Source organism: Candidatus Babeliales bacterium (assembly GCA_019749895.1).
Taxonomy (GTDB): Bacteria; Babelota; Babeliae; order Babelales; family RVW-14; genus AaIE-18.
Genome location: JAIEPG010000002.1, coordinates 102,678 through 121,418 on the forward strand (window position 1 = coordinate 102,678; position 18,741 = coordinate 121,418).

Genomic DNA, 18,741 nt, shown 5'->3' on the forward strand with positions numbered 1-18,741 from the left:
CTTATTCGTCGTCAGAAAGTTCTCCGTCAAAACCGTCCAGCTCAACAAGATTCAGAATCCACGTACCACCAGCCGTCTGATTATGAATATGCAGCGTCATATCGTTTAAAGAAAAATGAAAGGCATAGGTATGTCCATTCACAAACTCACTTCTCAATTTTTCACAACTCAGCATCGTACCGTCATACTTAACCTCTATGGCCGCATTCGGAAACATCGCATAATGATTCTCTTCCCAACCAAAGCTAATCTGACCACCATTGGGGGTTAATTCATTGTGAGCAACCCACTCACCTGGGCTAATTTCACCATAGTGTAATTTTCGCGAACCATCGGCATTCAAAAAAAAGTACATGGTACAACCACTGTTATTTTTCAGATCAACTGAACGCCATTCTTCTTCTGCTATTGGCATATTGATAGCAACCAATTGACCAAACAATGCATAACTTAAAACTGCAAGACGCATCATATTCATGCTTTTACTCCGTTACCCTGTTAAAAATTTTATTCAGCGCCTTCCCCATCTTCTTCTCCAGAAGAACTTTCAAAACCCTCTTCATCTGAAGCTTCCAGCGCATCTACATCAACTTCATCTCCCATTTTATCGGCTATATTTCCAAAAATCAGTGCTCCATCAACACGGATACCAAAAGAAGAGGCCTCGAGACTAAATTCGAGCAGATGCATTCTTTCATGCTGCAAAACAGACCTCAAGACATCACAACAATAAATGTCTTCTTCAGCAAACACATACCATAAACTTTCTGGATCTTGCATTGCTGCCTCATCCCAAGAAACATCTTGTTGTTGGCCAGAAAAAATCTCCACCACCTGGTTACTATTTGAATCTAATAAACACGTCATGTTGTAAGGAGAAGAATTATACAACGTCACCAAGGTTTGCCCACCACCAAAACCAGGACCTTGTGCAGCAAAAAGAGGACCCATAAAAAAGGTACAAAAAAATCCAAGTTTTAATAATTTCATAAACACTTTCTACGTTAAAGTAAACCTAGCCAATGACTTGGTACAGGCTGCCAAATCACCAGCTCAGGTTCATTATCATCAACCATTTGATCCGACCATCCATAATCAGAAGTTTGCACTAAAAATTCTGCATAGTCAGTTGTTATTCGTAATTTTTTGTTTTTTTGAAAAAAACAAAGATTGTAAGTTTGGCCATGCAAAAAATTTCCCGCAGCAAAACTACACGAAAAAAGATCTAATCCCACATACATATGAAAGGTTACTACCGACTCAGTCAAAGAGCCTTGCTCCCAAGAAACATCAAGAATGTTACCCGGCTTAATACAAGATTTTTTTGCAGTAGATTGCAACAAAAAAATAATGGATTGGTCGATACTGCTATTTTTTAAGGCAATGGAAATTTTTGGCCGAGCAACTCTTGGCCTCAAGGCGCGTGCCCGGCGATATTGAGCACTGGCACAACAAAAATTATCAAAGACAACAACACACAAGATTAACAAAGTAGCTACTCGTTTCATAAGAGCTCTCCTTGCAATTGTGCACGTACTAAGAAATTAATTAATTATTTACCAGTCATAGAAAGCTCTTCTTGCAACACAGAACTTTCAAGTACTATTTCAGACTCTTCCTGACCACCATCAACTTCGTCTTCATCAAGCTCTTGATAACTTTCTACTGCTTGTACTGCAAAACCAAGGCCATCTGCGCTATTTCTAATTTCTAATCTTTTTGATTCATGAGAAAAATTAAGTACATAGTGCTTATCTTGCTTAAGTTCTTTTCTGGCAAAAAAGCACGCAAACAAAGAATAATCTTCCGTTTGAACATCAAAAAAAACATTGGGACAGCCGGTATTACGTTCCTGCCAACGTATCTCTTTTGAACGCCCAGGTACCAATTCAATAACTTCTTGTTCTTTGGTAGGATCTATATAAAAATAAAAAACAACGGTTTTATCAACATTTTCAAGCGTAATTTTTTGTGTTTCAGCTTCCCCCGCCTGCAGCACACAACCAAACACACTTAAAACAAAAAACGCCGTAAATAATAAAAGCCTCATAAAAGCCCCCCTTAAAATACACTATCATCATCTGAAAACAAACTACGCAGTTGCTCATTAACATCACTGTCCGACTCTTGATCGTCTTGTGCCGCTTCACCAGAAGACTCTACAGCAGATGGAATGAGTGGAGCAAGACCGTCATCAAGCAGATCATCATCTTCTTCTCCCTCTGAAATAAAAAGATAATCGCCACCAAAAAGCTCAAAAAAATCAGGTGCTTGAGAACTACCTACTTGATCGTCTTGAACTTCAAGACAGAGCTCTCCAGATAAAGGGACTTTTGGTTGATCAATCGCAGGTTCCAGCCCTTCTTGGTCGTCAGGTTTTACTTCGCCAAAAGCTTCTTGATCAGGCTCTTTTTGTGCTTCTGGTTCTGCAGAGCCTTCAACGTCTCCTTCTTTATACTGATCTATCCAATATTCCCTGTCACCTATTTTTATTCCCAACTTAAACTCATCTTCGTTGTAAGAAAAAACACAGGGATCTTGGTTGATAAATATCGACTTTGGTAAAACGTGTTTAATGGCATCATCACCCGCACCAACCCAAGCAATTATATCTTCGGGTTGCAACCAAGAAAGAGAAATGCCCACTAAAAGATTATCTTTTGCAGATTTATTGGGAACCGTACTTTTTGACCAGATGCACACGCGCTTGCTCCAACCAAAGGACTCACGCATAACATTAATAACATAGTCAGTATTATTAGCAAAAAGCACACGATCTGGAGAATTGTTTGAAGCAAAAAGTACGTTTGAAAGGCTTAAAAAAAGCATTTTCACAACGGCCATTTTCATTTAAAAGCCCCTATTGGAACGGTGCCTATAATCCAAAATCGTTCACCATCTTCATGCTCGTGGTGTTTTTCGTCATCACTACAAGTAGGATCACCACAATCAATTTCATGATCACCCTGATCGCCCCAGCCATCGTCAAACAAATCAGCTTGACTTTGCGGTGCTAAATAGTGCACGCCCTGCCCTTTAAGAGAAAAACTTAGAGCACATTGAGACTCATTAAATGAAAGATTGCACCAGCTGTCTGCTTCTAAACCCACAAGATTTTCTGGCTCAACCGAAAAAATATGCAAGGCTTCATTTTGACCATTTTTATAACAAGAAATGGAAAAACCATTGTGTAATGCTTCCAGAGAACAAGAAGCACTTCCTCTGCTCATTATTAAACTCATTGCACCATTACTAAAATCGAGTCGCATTCGATAATGTGCACTCTTATTAAAAAAAATAATATCGTTGGCAAAAGCTGACTGAACAAAAATGTTTAGCAAGATAATCATCACTAATTTAATTTTCATAATCTAAGAGCCTTTTTAAAATTGTTATTCATAAACAACACTAATCTTTTTATAAAATTAAAATCAATGATCTACAACCTTGTGTTTAAAAAAATAGTCTAAAAATAAAGCGAGCCTGAGTTTATTGGAATTTTTTAAAATTCACTATAAAAACTCAAGCCCGCTAAAAATAACTAAAAAAATCTCATCACAAAGCTAAAAAAACAATCTTATATAAAAATCGTTTTTTAACGAGGCAGATAAGCAATGATCCACCATGTTTTTTCTTCTTTTATTTCTTTGTCAGGATTCAAATAATCATCCCACCATTTTTCTTCAAGCGCTGCTTGCTCAACGCTTTCATGATCAATCGAATGTAGAACCTCTGCATGCTGCTCTTGTGCACCAGCATCATCTTCTTCCAAAACTGGTACCCCTGCTATTTCTAGAACACCATGAATATCACGTTTTTGACCATTAACCGACAAACATAAATCATTATTAGATCTTCGCAAAAAGAAACAACAACTACCTCTATCTCTCAACGATGAAATCAAATCTTGTGTTACTACAAAACGATATCCTATTTCATTAATACGATAAAGCACGGTAAAACCTTGCTGTATCTGGGTAAAAGAACAACGAATATTTTTTTGAGAGGGTATAAAATGATCTTGATCTGCAATGCTAATTGTTGCTGAATAACGCTTGTCCCAATTGCGTAAGGTAACAGAACCAACACAAACAGACTGAATAAAAATACCAAAAAACATTACTAAAAATACGTGAATGTTCACAAAAACCCTTTAGGCAATATCATTGTTGAAAAATAAAAAACGAGCCTGAGTTTATTTGAAATGACTACAAAACTCAAGCTCGTTAAACTATTTCTAATAAAATAAAATCTTCTAACTAGCCTTTGATGACAAAACTAATTAAGCGATCTTGCACAAAGACCGTTTTAATAAGTTCTTTGTCTTCAAGCCATTTGGCAATCTGTTCTTTGGCAAGTGGCTCTACATCAGCCTGCACTAAGCCTTTTGTCAAAAGTATATTGCCACGCAGCTTACCATTAACTTGAATTGCATATTCAACTTGAGAAACATGCGCCAGCTCAGCGTTGTACGCAGGCCAGGTACACTGTGCCAATTGTTTATTCAACAGCTTTTCAATCAACTCACTGGCAAAATGCGGCACCATAACTGAAAGCGCGGTCAAAAATTGTTCAAGCATTTCACGGTCGAATTGCAATTTTTGACTCGTCAAATCATTCAAATATTCCATAACAGCCGATACAGCAGTGTTAACTTTAAACGTTTCCAAGCGTTGTTGGTAATCTTTTAAAAACTGATGGAAGCGTTGTTGCGCAGATTTTTCTGCTTTTTTACCAGCAGGCAACAATGTGCTTTCGGCAGTCAAAAACAACCACAAGCGATTTAAGAAACTATAAACGCCCCTGATCGATGCCGTTTGCCATTCAGTATCAAGCTCTGGTGGCCCCATAAAAAGCATGTACATACGCAGCGTGTCGGCACCCATTTCTTCAACAATTTCGTCCGGGTTAACCACATTGCCTTTAGATTTTGACATTTTTTCAACACGCCCAGAAATGGAGCTCTTCATACACACCATGCCTTGATTGAACAGTTGTTTAAACGGTTCATCAAATGGCAAGTGACCAAGATCATGCAACACTTTAACATAAAAGCGCGCGTACAAAAGATGCAAAATGGCATGCTCAATACCGCCAACATACAAATCAACGGGCAACCAATGCTGCATGTCACGCTCACTAAATGGCTTGTCGGTTAAGCCTGGGTTTGGATAACGCAAGAAATACCAGCATGAACCTGCCCATTGCGGCATAGTGTTAGTTTCTCTCTTTGCTGGTACGCCACATTGTGGACACGGCGTATTAACCCATTCAGTAATAGCAGCCAGCGGCGACTCACCGGTTCCCGTTGGTTGATAGCGCTCAACCTCGGGCAACACGATTGGTAATTCATTTTCTGGCACCGGAACAACACCGCAAACATCGCAATGCACCAGAGGGATAGGCTCACCCCAATAACGTTGGCGCGAGAAAATCCAGTCACGCAAACGGTATGAAACTTTGCGTTCGGCCAAGCCCTTGTGTTCACAATACTCAATAATTGCCTGACGCACATCACCCGCACGTTTGCCAGCAAACTGGGCCGGGGCCTGCAAAATGCCATGCTGCATATCGGTATAGCACACTTCTTGGTTTTGTACCTGAGCAGCCAAAACTGGATCTTCAGGGAACAAAACAGGCTTGAGCGGTATGCCGTATTTTTTAGCAAATTTAAAGTCACGCTCATCGTGCGCAGAGCATTTAACAATGCCAGTCCCATAATCTTTTATGGCAAAACTGGCAACCCAAATTGGCAGGTCACCATTACCAACCGGATCAACAATATAGCGACCGGTAAAGATACCTTCGATCTCTTTTTCTTCAAATTTATTTTCATTACGCTTATGAAGTAAGGTTCTGCAATACTCAAGAACTTCTTTTTCACGCTCGGTACCTGCCAACAATGTCGGCAAAAATGGATGGTCCGGCGCTATAACCACAAACGTATCGGCACCAAAAGCTTCGAAATGAGCGTTAAAGGTCTGTAAAGTAAGGTTGGTGTCTTTGACCGGCGCGGTAAAAACTAGCCCCTCACTCTTGCCAATCCAGTTGCTTTGCATAAGCTTAACTTTTTCAGGCCACTCAAGCTTTTCAAGGCCTTGAAGCAATTTTTCGGCATAATCGGTAATCCGCAAAACCCATTGACGCACGGGCTTTTGCTCAGTTGGCGAGCCACAACGCTCACACCCGCCAGCAACAACCTCTTCATTGGCAAGGCCGGTAAGGCACTTTGGGCACCAATTAATGGGCATGCTGTCTTGGTAGGCAAGACCTGCTTTGTACATTTGCAAAAAGATCCATTGGGTCCATTTGTAGTAAGCAGGATCGGTGGTATCAACCTCTTTGCTCCAGTCGTACATAGAACCAATGTAGGCAAGTTGGCGCTTAAAGTTGGCAACGTTGCTGGCAGTACCGCCTTTTGGATGAATTCCTTTTTTAATAGCATCGTTTTCTGCTGGCAGGCCAAAGGCGTCCCAACCCATTGGATGCAGCACATCGTAACCTTGCAGCCACTTCATGCGGGCATAAACGTCTGAAAACACATAACCCTTCCAGTGGCCCACGTGGATACCAGACCCGGACGGATAGGGAAACATGTCTAGACAATAAAACTTCTCTTTGGACTGATCATTCTTCATCTTGAAGTAAGGATCTTTTTGCCAAGAATTACGCCATTTTTCTTCAACAATCTTAAAATCGTAACTCATCGTTGTGCCCTTGGTCACCGTAAATTGGTGCGTTCTTTAAGTAGCCTTTGCCTACAGCTTTAGTTGTCCCATTGTAGTCCAAAAGAGAAAAAATGGCCAAAAATAAATCACCTGCCTCTGTCTTCATAGCACTTATTAAAAATAATTACAAATGTGAATTATTGACTTTGCAAGCCTGATTTAGCTACCATAAAGATAGATAACTATGAATAAGATCGAATAAAAAGGGACTTTCTGATCCTCTGAGGGGGGAATAGTAATGAAGATTTTGGCACGCAACTGTAGACCTATCGTTTCAAATAATAAAAATATTTTTCTATTTGCACTTTTTATTATTTGGGGATCATCAGACGCACAGGCTATTTCTCGACCAAAAACATCACCTACCCCTCAAATCATTGCTCAAGTCGCCAAGCAACCTGAAGCTGAGTGGACCATGCTTATTTATGCACAAGCCAACAATTCGCTGAGCAAATTTGCACACCGCAACTTTGCTGACATGGCAACCATTGGCTCCAACCGAAACCTCAACGTTTTGGTTCAATGGTACCAACCAGGTCAACAAGGCATTTGGCGCTATCAAATTAATAAAGGTCGCATGGATCTTGATGAATGCATCACACAACCAACTGACGGCAATAAAGCCCAAGACCTTGTTGATTCAATGGAATGGGCAGTTAAAAAGTACCCAGCAAAAAAATATTGTCTGATTTTATGGAATCATGGCATGGGAATTGTTGACCCACTGTGGGGTAACTCGATACAAATGATTCAGCCCAAAATGATGAAAAACAACCCTCGAATCCAAATAGCAGGCCTAACGCAAGCAGCACCAGCGCAGGCAAAATTTCAAAAGATTGAAAAAAAAACAGCAAAAAATCATCATCGCGGTATTTTATTTAACGAAAATTCTCGTACCTACATGACTAATCAAGTCCTTTCCCAAGCCCTGGAAGAGATCAAAACACGCGTACTCAACAATCGCAAAATCGATCTACTCGGTATGGACGCCTGCTTGATGGCAATGATTGAAGTTGGCTACCAAGTTCGTAACTACGCTGCATACATGGTTGGCTCGCAAGAAGTTGAATTGGCTTCCGGCTGGGCATATCAACCACTCCTACAAAAGCTTACTACAGCTTCACTTACGCCGGCACAGTTTGCGCAAGAAATAGTTACCAACTACCAAAATCTTTATAAAAACAAAATACAATTTTATACACAATCAGCCATAGATCTTGAAAAAATAGATATGTTAAAAGATTCTATCGACGCAGTTGTTCACGATATTGCTGTGTGTAAAGAACTTGATCCTGCAAATTTTGCCAATATTATAAAAAAAGCACGTAACAGCTGTATTCAGTTTAGTACGCAAAGCTACATCGACCTTCATTCATTTTTTTCTGAAGTTTTAAGCCACATAACCACAACGTATGCCAACCGCGCACAGGCAAAACGCCTGCACCCGCTTACCAACGCAGTAGCAAAACTCAAAGAATCGCTCGCTCTAAGCATGCAAATATTAGACAGTGTTGTTATTGCCAACACTTCCGGCCGTTACCTGTCTAATGTTAAAGGGCTTTCAATTTATTATCCACAAGCCGGAACCGGCATCGACAATTCATACAGCAAAACTGAGTTTGCTCAAGATTCTTCTTGGCATATATTTTTGCAAAAAATTCTTGCTTTACAGTAGGAAACATTATGAATAGTGGTAAAAAAAAAATAACGCAAATACTGCTTACCATAACACTCCTTAGCGCATCGTTTGCATCTGCCAAGCGACAACCAGAAGCAGAATGGACGGTTGTTACGTACATTCAGGCCGACAATAGCCTTGCGCCTTTTGCTTTAAAAAACATTCAAACCATGCAGCAGGCGGGATTAAAAAATAAAATAAATATTTTAGTACACTGGAACATGCCAGAAAATAAAAAAATTGTACGCTACCTCGTTACCAAAAATGCACTAATCGAAGATAAAGATATCAAAGTAAAAACTTATGAGGACCATGAAAAAAGCTTAGTTGATACTATGAAATGGGCAGCAACTAACTACCCTGCAAAAAAATATATGCTTAATTTTTGGAATCATGGTAGCGGCATTATTGACCGCGTTAACTATTTAAAAGGCAGAAGTCAACTTCGCACTCATTGGCTAGAAACTCCAGGCCTGGAGCAAGAATCAGCATTTCGTGGCATCCTTTATAGCGATACTAACCACACGTATCTAGACAACCAACAACTCGCACGGTCACTGGAAGCAATCACGCTCACGCTAGGCAAAAAAATTGATGTGATAGGTATGGATGCGTGCTTTATGGCAATGCTAGAAATTGGGTATCAAATTAAAGATTATGCTAAAGTTTTGGTTGCTTCACAAAACTCAGAACCCGGACGAGGCTGGAATTATGCAGAGTTTTTAAATAAACTCAGCAAAGAACCACATCTGGTTAATGCACAAAAACTTGGCAAACATATTGTTAATGCTTACCAAAAACTCTACGCAGGGGATGTTAATTTTTATACACAATCGGCAATCAACTTGCGTGCACTTGATCCAATAAAAGAAAATATTAATCAGCTGGTTGCTTGTCTTGAGCATTGCAAAAATTTAAACGAAAAAAAAATTAGAAAAGCTATTCAAACAGCTAGCAACATAACCCTCAAATTTCATATGCACGACTTTGTTGACCTTCATTCTTTTTATACTGCTCTGCTGAAAGCAACAAGTAAACGATCTCTCTACGATGCCAGCGAACAACGGACAACCACTGGATATACAAAGGCATTGAAAAAGCTTCGGGCAACGCTACAAGAAGGACTTGCCACTATAAACCAAGCGGTATATACCTCAGCAGCAGCACCAACATACAACCGTGCGCGCGGCATCTCAATTTATTTACCACGAAAAAAAATCCATCATTCCTATCCAAAAACAATGTTTGCTCAAGAAAGCTTGTGGCTCCATTTTTTAGAAACATTTTTTTGCTCTCAACATGCTGTCACAAGCGAGTAGCTCATGAAAAAATTGCTCGTGCTAGGCATAGTACTGGCTCTTACCACTATACCTTTGTATGCTCAAGCTGACTGGACAATTTTAAATTATATCGAAGCAAATAATAACCTTTCTTTTTTTGCCAACAACAATATTGAAGCTATGAAACTGGTTGGCTCAACATCAAACGTTAATATCTTGGTGCAACTTTCTGAGCCAACAACAAAAAAAACCTGGCGCTATAAAATAAAACAAGGCGGGAAAACAAATCATACTTCACTGAACAAAGATATGGGCCTTGATCCTGAAAAAGAGCTGATCGATGCAGTACTATGGGCTCACACGCACTACCCAGCAAAACGCTTTATGCTTATTTTTTGGAACCATGGTGGCGGCATTATAGACAAACACAAGAGTAAAAAAATTTATGAGCAGCATCAAAAAAAATATTCGCGCACGCGCTCTATTCTTTACAATTATCAACATGAAACTTTTTTAACTAATCAACAGCTTGAAAGGGCATTAAAACAGATTAGTGAAGTTAGAGGCAAAAAAATTGATATCATTGGCATGGACGCCTGCCTGATGGCAAGCATCGAAATTGCTTACCAAATAAAAGATTATGCTGATTATTTTATTGCTTCGGAAAATGTTGAAATTGCTCCAGGTTGGTGTTATGGCAACTTTTTGCGCAAATTGATTGCACAGAGCACCATGTCGCCACTAAAGCTTATGGAAACCATTATTTCTTCATTTGCCAGCACCAACGCAATAAGAACCCCGCACTATACGCTTTCGGCAATAAAACTAGATCTTATGAACAAAATTTCAGACCATATTAACAACGTCATACTGGCATTTTATGCGCATAAAGATAGCGCAGACACTAATAAAATTGAGCAGGCAATTTTAAAGGCACATGCAAAAACAAATCAATTTGAAAATACGGGGTATTTAGATGCTCACCATCTGTTTTTTAATATCGAAAAAGAAATAAAACAGCTCTTAAAACAGAGAAACGCGTCAAACAAAGAATACCTACAAACCTTGATCACTCAATTGCATGCCGCTCGCTTGGCAATTCGCCAAGCAGTTGTGTATAACCAAACAGGTAGTTCGTACCAAAAATCCAAAGGCCTTACTCTTTATTATCCAAAAAAATCTATACATAATTCTTACGAAAACACCAGATTTGCACTCGATACTTTATGGCTCTCATTCATCAAAGAACACCGTCCTTAAGCTTTTAATTTCATTATTCATCTCAATTCTTGATTACGTATCACCAAGATTTTTACACTTGGCCAGTTGTTCATTATCTTACCAACTGTAATCAAGGAGATGTTTATGAAAAAACGTTTACTGTTACTTACTTTCACCCTCATTCTTACACAACAAGCCGTAGGCGCTTTGGCTGAATGGACAGTTTTAACCTACATTCAAGGCGACAATGATCTTGACCCCTTTGCCGATTTCAACATTCGAGATATGCAAAAGGTTGGCTCAACAGCCGCTGTGAACATTGTAGTTCAATGGGACCAACCCAACAATAATAAAACATGGCGCTACAAAGTTAATAAAGGCTCACGCACCGACGTTGGCACGCTCAATTTAGAAATGGGCGTTAATGCCAAAAATGAACTTGTTAATGCAATTCAGTGGATAAAAAATAATTACCCAGCAAAAAAATACGCTTTAATTTTGTGGGACCATGGAAATGGAGTACTTGACCGCACATTAAACAAAACACTCCAAACAAACTCCTGGCTTGGCCTTCCCGGTTGCAAAAACCTCTTCCAAGATCGAGGCATTTTGTACGATTACACCCAAGGAACTTTTTTAGACAACAGCGATCTTTTATACGTCTTGCAGCAAGCAAAAAATATTCTTGGGCAAAATATTGATATCTTAGGCACTGATGCGTGCTACATGGGAATGCTTGAACTTGGTTACCAAGCCAAGGATTATGTAAATTATTTTGTAGCGTCGGAAGAAACTATCCCTGGCGAAGGCTGGCCATACTCAGGCTTCTTGGATCCACTAATAAAAACACCCACTCAAAGTGCATTAACGTTATCAAAAAACATAGTTTCTGCCTACAAGTCATACTATCGCACAACGCGTGATGTTACTCTGTCATCGGTTGACTTAAAGAAAATTCCAGCACTAAATACAGCACTTAACGCAGTCATTCAAGAGATTAATAGCATCGCACAAACCAACCAAGCCACAATGCGCAACGCCGTCAATAAAGCTTACACAAAATCAACTCACTTCTCTCAGTACGCTTACATTGATTTGTACACATTTTTAAACAATCTCGCATCAGAAACAAAAAAAAATAAAGCCCTTGGCACAAAGACTCTTGCAACCACATTGACTAATGCTATGAATACATTGGCTTCTTCTGTTGTTGCAAATGCTGTAGGCGCAGCGTATCCAAAAGCACGAGGTATTTCTATTTATTTCCCAACAGACCTTGATTTTAGCAATGGCTATACTGACACATTATTTTACCAACAATCGCAATGGGTTAACTTTTTAAATACATACGTTAGTTAAAATAAGAAAGCAGTTTTCTATGAAAAAAATTATACAGAGTTCACTACTATTTTGTGGCTTTTTATCGTCATGCTTTGCTGTTGAGAGCAAAGAAAGCCTTGCAAAAAACAGTAAAGCGATAAACAATAAAAAACTTTCTGAAGCTCTTATTTCCAATAACCAACCATTTTTACATAAATATCTTGATTCAAAAAATATTGATTCACGCGACAAAAACAATAACACCCTTCTCCATAAAGCAATAGAGCTTGGCCACGAACACGCAATAGCACTTCTTCTCAATAAAAAAGCCAATGTAAATGCTCTCAATAACAAAAACAAAACCCCTCTTCATATTGCCGCGAAAAAAGGAAACACCAAAGTTGTTATCTCTCTGCTTGCCAACAAAGCAAAAGTAAATGCTAAAACAAACAAAAACAAAACGGCTTTACACTACGCTGCACAAAAGGGAAATAAAGACATTGTCGCAACTCTTTTGTCACAAGGCGCTGATATTACCGCTTTTGACAGATTTGCCAGAACACCAATGCACACGGCAATTGAAAACAACCAAATTGAAGTTATGCAAATGCTTGAAAAATACGCACAAACGCTTGCCAAAAACCCAGGCAAAACAAACCAAAATGAAGACAACTAAATTTGCCTTAGCCTTAGTATAAACAAAAAAGCCCCTCAATCAGGAGGGGCTTTTTTGTTTGCCACGTAAAAAAAATTATGCTTATACTTAATGAAAATTACCATCATACCGCCCAACGTACCATGGAGAGCTCATGAGCCAAACAACGCCAAAAAGTACCCCCGTCACCAAACAAGACGAAAAAATTTTAGTGGTCCCCGCCCGCAAGCTTTTTTCGAGCAATTCAATCAACGGCTTTCATCCACTTAAAGATTTCGATTTTTACGCAAACTTGATTGCCACCAACAAAGAATTTTTGTGGCGCTCCGACATGGAACAAGACGCAACCTACAAACAAATTATCCCGTATCTTATCTTTACGTACAACGACAAATATTTCTTAATGCAACGCAGAGGGTCTGCCAGCGAACAACGATTAAAAAATAAGCGCACGCTGGGCATTGGCGGGCATATCCGCGAAGACGATATTGCCGGCAAAGATATTATTGACTGGGCAAAGCGCGAGTTTCACGAGGAAGTAAATTATGATGGCACGCTTGATGTTGAAATTTTGGGCCTGATTAATGACGAAAGTAACGAGGTAGGCATGGTACACACCGGCTTTGCCTTCTTACTCAAAGGCAATAACCCCAACATCAGCATTCGCTCAGAGCTCAAAGAAGGGCATTTATTAACACTTGAAGAATGCGCAGAATATTACGACGCCATGGAAACATGGACACAACTTGTTTTTAACTTTTTACAGCAAAGAACCCAAGGATAACGCCGTGAACAACGACCAACGCCTCTTTCTTGAAAACAAAGCTCTCAACCTGCGCATCGACTCAATTCGCGCAACATCGGCAAGCAAATCGGGCCACCCAACGTCATGCCTTTCAGCAGCTGATATTATTGCTGCGCTGTTTTTTAATGTGCTCAAACACGACCTAAAAAATCCAAAAGCGGCCAACAACGATCGCTTTATTCTTTCCAAAGGCCATGCAATACCGGTTGTTTATGCTGCCTACAAAGCGCTGGGTGTTATCAGCGATCATGAACTGCTGAGCCTGCGTAAGTTTGATTCAATTTTGGAAGGCCACCCAACACCGCGCTTTATTTATAACGAAGCAGCAACCGGCTCACTGGGGCAAGGTTTGGGCGTTGGGCTTGGTATGGCGTTGCACGCAAAGCACCACAAGCTAAGTTTTAAAACATATGTCATGATGGGCGATGGCGAAATTGCCGAAGGTTCCATTTGGGAAGCGGCAGATTTGGCTGCACACTACAATGTTGATAATTTGATTGGCATTGTAGACTGCAACCGCTTGGCGCAATCTGATGAAGGCATTAACGGCCACCACGTTGAAAAAATTGCCGCCAAATTTGAAGCGTTTGGCTGGAAGGCTTTTGTTATTCACGGCCACAACATGACCGAGATTATGTCAGCATTTCACGAGGCACAACAAGCAGGCAAGCCGGCTGTTATTGTTGCAAAAACCTTTAAAGGCCACGGCTTGGCAGGTATTGAAAATAAACTCGGCTTTCACGGCAAACCGTTTAGCGCACCTGAAGAGCACGAGGCTATTGAAAAACTCAAGAGCCATTTCAAAGAGGCGTACGAATATAATCACAATCTTGATCTCCATAAAATTCACGCACCAGAAACTACTAATTTGTGCTTTCAAAAACAACAACCAGACATTAAAATTGATCTAGCCAGCGATTCACAAGTAAAACACTTTGGTGGGTCAGAAAAAATTGCAACCCGCCAAGCATTTGGCTACGCATTGGCAGCACTAGGCCGAGCCAGCAAGGCAGTCTTTGCGCTAGACGCTGACGTGCAAAACTCAACCTACACAGAATATTTTGAACGCGAATTCCCTGACCGCTTTGTACAATGCTTTGTTGCTGAACAAAACATGATCAGCGTGGCAACAGGCCTGCAAGCACGCGGCAACATTCCATTTGCTGCTACCTTTGCCGCATTTTTCACGCGCGCACACGACCAAATTAGAATGGCAGGCATTGGCCGCAATGCACTGCGTTTGTGCGGTTCGCACGTGGGCGTTTCAATTGGCGAAGACGGCCCTTCACAAATGGGCTTAGAAGATATTGCGCTGTTTCGCAGCGTGCCAAACTCGATTGTTTTGTACCCAAGCGACGGCGTTTCTACCTACAAATTGACGCAAGAAATGGCCAACTACCACGACGGCGTTTCGTACCTGCGCACCACACGGGCAGCAACGGCCAATCTATACGACGCCTGCGAAGAGTTCCCTGTTGGTGGCTGCAAAGTTTTGCATGAAACAGACGATCAAGATATTGTCTGCGTTATTGCGGCCGGCATTACCCTGCATGAGGCGCTTAAAGCTTATAAGCTCTTAAAAGAACAAGGCATTCACATCGCGGTTATCGATTTGTACTCAATTAAACCTATCGATGCCAAAACGATTATCAAAATTGCCTCAAAGTCACATCACGGCATTATTACTGTTGAAGATCATTACAGCCAGGGCGGAATTGGTGAAGCAGTAGCACATGCGGTGGTTAACGAAAACATTAAAATTAAGAGTTTAGCAGTTAAACACATCTCCCGTTCTGGCAGCCCAGCAGAGCTTTTGGCTGATGCTGGCATAGACGCTCAAAGCATTGTTGACGCAGTGCAAACACAATATAGAAACGACTAATGAAAAAAGGCCCATTAAACGGGCCTTTTTTCTATTTTTCAAGAAAATTTTTGAATTCTAAATTAAATGAAGCCAGCTAAAAAACTGGCGGGGCTGACGGGACTCGAACCCGCGACCTTCCGCGTGACAGACGGACGCTCTAACCAACTGAGCTACAGCCCCTAAAATAAGTCAAAAGAACGACTTCAGTAGTGCTATTGTGCCATATTTAATGATTTTTGCAAGCAAATCCTAAACTTTCTTCTGTAAAGAAATGCTCGAGTACCAAGCCATCATCGCTACCTAGCAAGAATTTCTCGCCCTGCACCCACGGCATCTCTATGAACTTTATCTTCATCAAGAATAAAGCGACCAAGTAGGTATTGCTTAAAATGTTTCTTGCGCAGCAGTAAAGTACAATAGCCGGTTTTCAATGGTACAACATCAAGTTCTTTAACAAGTAACTGCATCGACTGTTTTACCCGCTCAAGGTCTTCTACACAGCTGGCCATAAGTTCAATTTCGAGAAATGTACCAAGACCAGCAACTTCATCAACACATATCGTAAATGCATCGCGCTTATAAGTAGTACGCCGTTTATCAACAACATAGTGCTCAACAAAATTGTTAACATATTTAAGATGGTCAAGATCAGCTATAATAAGCGGTTTTAAATCGAGGCTTACCAGTAAGGGATTAAGTCTTTCCAAATCTTGTACTTGCAATGGCAAGGCAAAACTATGCTCTTCGCAATAGTCTTGAATCGCTAAATCAGGATTTTCAAGCGTTGCACGATTAAATTTTATGTCCAATTTTTTGTTGTTGCGAATGCGTACAAAAATGCCCCTTTGATAAAGCAGCACTTGAGGATTGTCCAGATAAATATCGACATCATGCTTTTGATGTAATGTATCACATGATGAGAGGAATGAAGCAAGCTGTTGCGTCGTACGCAACTCATAACGCAGCTCAATTTCAAAATGGTTCATCGTTACTCCCTTGTTGTGCTACAATAAAACTAAATATCAATTCTACCCGCAGCATAACCAATTTTTTATAGAAGCACACGCTTCAAGCGCTTCAACTCCATCGCAAAATTCTAAAACCACCCCGGCCTGAATGTAATAAACGCGGTCAAACACTTTACGCACAAAACTCATATCCTGACTTGAAAGAGCAATGGTTAAGCCAGATTGTGCAAGTCGTTGCAAAATAACAACCAACAAATCGGTACTAGCAGGATCGAGCGATGCCGTGGGCTCGTCCAACAAAAGCACGCGCGGCTTGAGACACAAAGCTCGTGCTAGAGCAACACGCTGTTGCTGACCACCAGACAGTTGGGATGGGTAACGCTCAGCAAAGCCTTCCATTTCAAGTTCTTGCAACGCAGCAAGCGCTATTGCTTTTGCCTGTTCGTACGATACGCCTCGAACAAGTAATGGATCTATACAATTTTCAAGCACTGTAAATTGTGGGAACAGATTAAAGTCTTGAAAAACATAACCAACTAATTCTGCCCGGGCTTCGCGCGCTACGCCCGGCACAGCCGACCTTTCAAGTAAAGACCGATCAAAACAAATATCGCCAGAAGTTATTGGCATAAGCCCTGCAACTGATTTTAAGAGCGTCGTTTTGCCGGCGCCACTTTTTCCAATAAAACTGGTAATACGCCCAGGTTCAAGTGTGACCGAAATGTTGTCAAGCAACAGTTGTTCTTTAATGCGTACACTTAAATTATTAACGAGAACCATAACGCATCCTTCTTTCGGCATAAAACATTGCCAGATTTAAAAGCGCAGAAAAAATTAAATAAATACAGGCAACAGAACAGTAAACAGGCAGCGGGTTGAGTTCGCGCGAAATAATATTCATACCAACACGCGTCGTTTCAGTAACGCCAATGGTGGCCAACAGCGACGTTGTTTTTAAGAGCTGCTCAAGCTCCCCAAGCAGTGCTGGCAAAACAATGCGCACAGCCTGGGGAAGTATAATGCGACGCAATGTTTGCAAGCGTGAGTACCCCAGTACAAAGCACGCATCCCACTGCCCACGAGGCACGGCATTAATGCCAGCGCGAACAATTTCAGTAACGTAGCCGCTTGAACAAAAAGCCAGCGCTATGCCTGCAGCCGCAAAACCAGAAAGTGTAATGCCAAGCAAGCTTGGCAAAACAAAGTAAACAATAAGAATTTGGACGTACGCCGGAATGCCTTTAGTAATAAATGTGTAGGTACGTAGTAACGTTCCCAGCTTGTTTGAACCAATTTTTTGAGAACCAAGTATTCCCAACATAGTTCCAACAACTATGCTCATGCTGCCCGCAACAAGCCAGGCGGCAAGGGTGACCCCTGCGCCTTGAGCCAATTGCGAAACGTAGGTAATAAGAACACTCATACCATCTCCCATTTCTTTTCAAGCGTTTCAATGACACCGTTATTTTTGAGTTCTTGCACGGCCAGACTTATCTGATTAATTAAGTTTTTGTTATTGTGCTTGATCACAATGCCCATGCCCTGCTCTTGATAATCTTGCTCAAGCGCGACATCCAAAATCTGAATCTCAGGAAATTTTGCTTTGAACTTTTTGGCAATTGCCAACTCAACCAGAGCTGCCGTAGCCTTGCCATACTGCAAGTTAAGTAAGGCATCATCAACTTTTTCAGTCTGAAGCTCAACCACATTTTTGTATTTGCTCAGCACATGTGCTTGCGCAGAACTTGGTTCAACGCACACAGTTAAGCCCGTCATATCGTTAAGACTTTTGATACCCGCCGGAATTTTTTGCCAAAAAATAAGCGGGTAGGTTAATGTTGGCTCACCCTGATAATAAACCATGGCCAGCTTTTTGAGCCTGTCCTGCGTAATGGACATGCCCCAAATAATAGCATCAATAGAACCTTGCTCAAGCGCCATCATGAGCGATGTCATTGAACCCAAATCTTTGAGGTCCAACTTTTTGTTAAGTTTGGACGCAACGGCATTGGCAATGTCAATATCAAAGCCTTCGTACTCACCCTGCTGGTTAATACTCGCAAATGGCGCATAGCCTGCAGCAGTACCAACAACGAATGTTTTGTCGTCCCGATTTACGTTTGTTTTGAATAGAAATTTGGTAGCAAAAACAACTACACAGCACACAATAATTACGACAATAGCTTTAGTTACAATTTTTTTAAATTGCATAATAAACCTCT

General features: G+C 40.7%; 19 protein-coding genes and 1 tRNA gene. 7 read left to right on the forward strand and 13 right to left on the reverse strand.

Annotated elements, in window-relative coordinates; genetic code table 11:
- Nucleotide 1: 1 nt before the first annotated feature.
- From K2W90_01490 to leuS, 8 genes are all read right to left on the reverse strand, one after another.
- Nucleotides 2-478: a hypothetical protein gene (locus K2W90_01490; GenBank protein ID MBY0353020.1), complete on the reverse strand. Its 477-nt coding sequence runs from the start codon at nt 476-478 to the stop codon at nt 2-4.
- Between the two features lie 29 nt (nt 479-507).
- Nucleotides 508-990 (reverse strand): hypothetical protein, encoded by a 483-nt coding sequence (locus K2W90_01495; GenBank protein MBY0353021.1) that lies wholly within the window; start codon nt 988-990, stop codon nt 508-510.
- A 14-nt stretch (nt 991-1,004) separates the two neighbouring features.
- Nucleotides 1,005-1,508 carry a hypothetical protein gene (locus tag K2W90_01500; GenBank protein ID MBY0353022.1) on the reverse strand — a complete coding sequence of 168 codons (504 nt, stop codon included), beginning with the start codon at nt 1,506-1,508 and terminating at the stop codon, nt 1,005-1,007.
- 44 nt (nt 1,509-1,552) lie between these two features.
- The gene (locus K2W90_01505; protein ID MBY0353023.1) at nt 1,553-2,050 is read right to left on the reverse strand and encodes a hypothetical protein; all 498 of its coding nucleotides are present in this window, start codon (nt 2,048-2,050) and stop codon (nt 1,553-1,555) included.
- A gap of 11 nt (nt 2,051-2,061) precedes the next feature.
- Nucleotides 2,062-2,850, reverse strand: coding sequence for a hypothetical protein (locus tag K2W90_01510; protein MBY0353024.1), 789 nt, complete (start codon nt 2,848-2,850; stop codon nt 2,062-2,064).
- Nucleotides 2,847-3,368, reverse strand: a complete 522-nt coding sequence (locus K2W90_01515) for a hypothetical protein (GenBank protein ID MBY0353025.1) — start codon at nt 3,366-3,368, stop codon at nt 2,847-2,849. Before K2W90_01515 ends, K2W90_01510 begins: the two co-directional genes overlap by 4 nt.
- A 227-nt stretch (nt 3,369-3,595) precedes the next feature.
- Nucleotides 3,596-4,144 (reverse strand): hypothetical protein, encoded by a 549-nt coding sequence (locus K2W90_01520; GenBank protein ID MBY0353026.1) that lies wholly within the window; start codon nt 4,142-4,144, stop codon nt 3,596-3,598.
- A gap of 115 nt (nt 4,145-4,259) precedes the next feature.
- Nucleotides 4,260-6,707, reverse strand: a complete 2,448-nt coding sequence (gene leuS, locus K2W90_01525; protein ID MBY0353027.1) for a leucine--tRNA ligase — start codon at nt 6,705-6,707, stop codon at nt 4,260-4,262.
- Nucleotides 6,708-6,966: 259 nt separating this feature from the next.
- On the opposite strand from leuS, the gene K2W90_01530 reads away from it, so the two are divergent.
- From K2W90_01530 to K2W90_01560, 7 genes are all read left to right on the forward strand, one after another.
- On the forward strand, nt 6,967-8,403 hold the full coding sequence (locus tag K2W90_01530; protein MBY0353028.1) for a hypothetical protein: 1,437 nt from the start codon (nt 6,967-6,969) through the stop codon (nt 8,401-8,403).
- Nucleotides 8,404-8,411: 8 nt separating this feature from the next.
- Nucleotides 8,412-9,725 (forward strand): hypothetical protein, encoded by a 1,314-nt coding sequence (locus K2W90_01535; GenBank protein MBY0353029.1) that lies wholly within the window; start codon nt 8,412-8,414, stop codon nt 9,723-9,725.
- Between the two features lie 3 nt (nt 9,726-9,728).
- Nucleotides 9,729-10,946 (forward strand): hypothetical protein, encoded by a 1,218-nt coding sequence (locus K2W90_01540; protein MBY0353030.1) that lies wholly within the window; start codon nt 9,729-9,731, stop codon nt 10,944-10,946.
- Between the two features lie 105 nt (nt 10,947-11,051).
- Entirely contained in the window at nt 11,052-12,266 is a 1,215-nt protein-coding gene (locus K2W90_01545; protein ID MBY0353031.1) for a hypothetical protein, read from the forward strand.
- A 19-nt stretch (nt 12,267-12,285) separates the two neighbouring features.
- Nucleotides 12,286-12,903, forward strand: coding sequence for an ankyrin repeat domain-containing protein (locus K2W90_01550; protein MBY0353032.1), 618 nt, complete (start codon nt 12,286-12,288; stop codon nt 12,901-12,903).
- A gap of 133 nt (nt 12,904-13,036) precedes the next feature.
- The gene (locus tag K2W90_01555; protein ID MBY0353033.1) at nt 13,037-13,666 is read left to right on the forward strand and encodes an NUDIX domain-containing protein; all 630 of its coding nucleotides are present in this window, start codon (nt 13,037-13,039) and stop codon (nt 13,664-13,666) included.
- A 4-nt stretch (nt 13,667-13,670) separates the two neighbouring features.
- On the forward strand, nt 13,671-15,569 hold the full coding sequence (locus tag K2W90_01560) for a transketolase (GenBank protein ID MBY0353034.1): 1,899 nt from the start codon (nt 13,671-13,673) through the stop codon (nt 15,567-15,569).
- An 85-nt stretch (nt 15,570-15,654) separates the two neighbouring features.
- On the opposite strand, the gene K2W90_01565 is transcribed toward K2W90_01560, so the two are convergent.
- The 5 genes from K2W90_01565 to K2W90_01585 form a co-directional block, all read right to left on the reverse strand.
- A tRNA-Asp gene (locus tag K2W90_01565) sits at nt 15,655-15,731 on the reverse strand.
- 116 nt (nt 15,732-15,847) lie between these two features.
- The gene (locus tag K2W90_01570) at nt 15,848-16,537 is read right to left on the reverse strand and encodes a CYTH domain-containing protein (protein MBY0353035.1); all 690 of its coding nucleotides are present in this window, start codon (nt 16,535-16,537) and stop codon (nt 15,848-15,850) included.
- Nucleotides 16,538-16,579: 42 nt separating this feature from the next.
- Nucleotides 16,580-17,299, reverse strand: coding sequence for an ATP-binding cassette domain-containing protein (locus K2W90_01575; GenBank protein ID MBY0353036.1), 720 nt, complete (start codon nt 17,297-17,299; stop codon nt 16,580-16,582).
- Nucleotides 17,286-17,942 (reverse strand): amino acid ABC transporter permease, encoded by a 657-nt coding sequence (locus tag K2W90_01580; protein ID MBY0353037.1) that lies wholly within the window; start codon nt 17,940-17,942, stop codon nt 17,286-17,288. Before K2W90_01580 ends, K2W90_01575 begins: the two co-directional genes overlap by 14 nt.
- Nucleotides 17,939-18,730 (reverse strand): transporter substrate-binding domain-containing protein, encoded by a 792-nt coding sequence (locus tag K2W90_01585; protein ID MBY0353038.1) that lies wholly within the window; start codon nt 18,728-18,730, stop codon nt 17,939-17,941. Before K2W90_01585 ends, K2W90_01580 begins: the two co-directional genes overlap by 4 nt.
- Nucleotides 18,731-18,741: the final 11 nt, after the last annotated feature.

Coding starts and splice junctions, on each gene's coding strand:
- K2W90_01580 (MBY0353037.1), bottom strand. CDS start 17,942: ATGAGTGTTCTTATTACCTACGTTTCGCAATTGGCTCAAGGCGCAGGG.
- K2W90_01585 (MBY0353038.1), bottom strand. CDS start 18,730: ATGCAATTTAAAAAAATTGTAACTAAAGCTATTGTCGTAATTATTGTG.
- K2W90_01575 (MBY0353036.1), bottom strand. CDS start 17,299: ATGGTTCTCGTTAATAATTTAAGTGTACGCATTAAAGAACAACTGTTG.
- K2W90_01530 (MBY0353028.1), top strand. CDS start 6,967: ATGAAGATTTTGGCACGCAACTGTAGACCTATCGTTTCAAATAATAAA.
- K2W90_01535 (MBY0353029.1), top strand. CDS start 8,412: ATGAATAGTGGTAAAAAAAAAATAACGCAAATACTGCTTACCATAACA.
- K2W90_01505 (MBY0353023.1), bottom strand. CDS start 2,050: ATGAGGCTTTTATTATTTACGGCGTTTTTTGTTTTAAGTGTGTTTGGT.
- K2W90_01555 (MBY0353033.1), top strand. CDS start 13,037: ATGAGCCAAACAACGCCAAAAAGTACCCCCGTCACCAAACAAGACGAA.
- K2W90_01490 (MBY0353020.1), bottom strand. CDS start 478: ATGAATATGATGCGTCTTGCAGTTTTAAGTTATGCATTGTTTGGTCAA.
- K2W90_01540 (MBY0353030.1), top strand. CDS start 9,729: ATGAAAAAATTGCTCGTGCTAGGCATAGTACTGGCTCTTACCACTATA.
- K2W90_01570 (MBY0353035.1), bottom strand. CDS start 16,537: ATGAACCATTTTGAAATTGAGCTGCGTTATGAGTTGCGTACGACGCAA.
- K2W90_01495 (MBY0353021.1), bottom strand. CDS start 990: ATGAAATTATTAAAACTTGGATTTTTTTGTACCTTTTTTATGGGTCCT.
- K2W90_01545 (MBY0353031.1), top strand. CDS start 11,052: ATGAAAAAACGTTTACTGTTACTTACTTTCACCCTCATTCTTACACAA.
- leuS (MBY0353027.1), bottom strand. CDS start 6,707: ATGAGTTACGATTTTAAGATTGTTGAAGAAAAATGGCGTAATTCTTGG.
- K2W90_01515 (MBY0353025.1), bottom strand. CDS start 3,368: ATGAAAATTAAATTAGTGATGATTATCTTGCTAAACATTTTTGTTCAG.
- K2W90_01510 (MBY0353024.1), bottom strand. CDS start 2,850: ATGAAAATGGCCGTTGTGAAAATGCTTTTTTTAAGCCTTTCAAACGTA.
- K2W90_01550 (MBY0353032.1), top strand. CDS start 12,286: ATGAAAAAAATTATACAGAGTTCACTACTATTTTGTGGCTTTTTATCG.
- K2W90_01500 (MBY0353022.1), bottom strand. CDS start 1,508: ATGAAACGAGTAGCTACTTTGTTAATCTTGTGTGTTGTTGTCTTTGAT.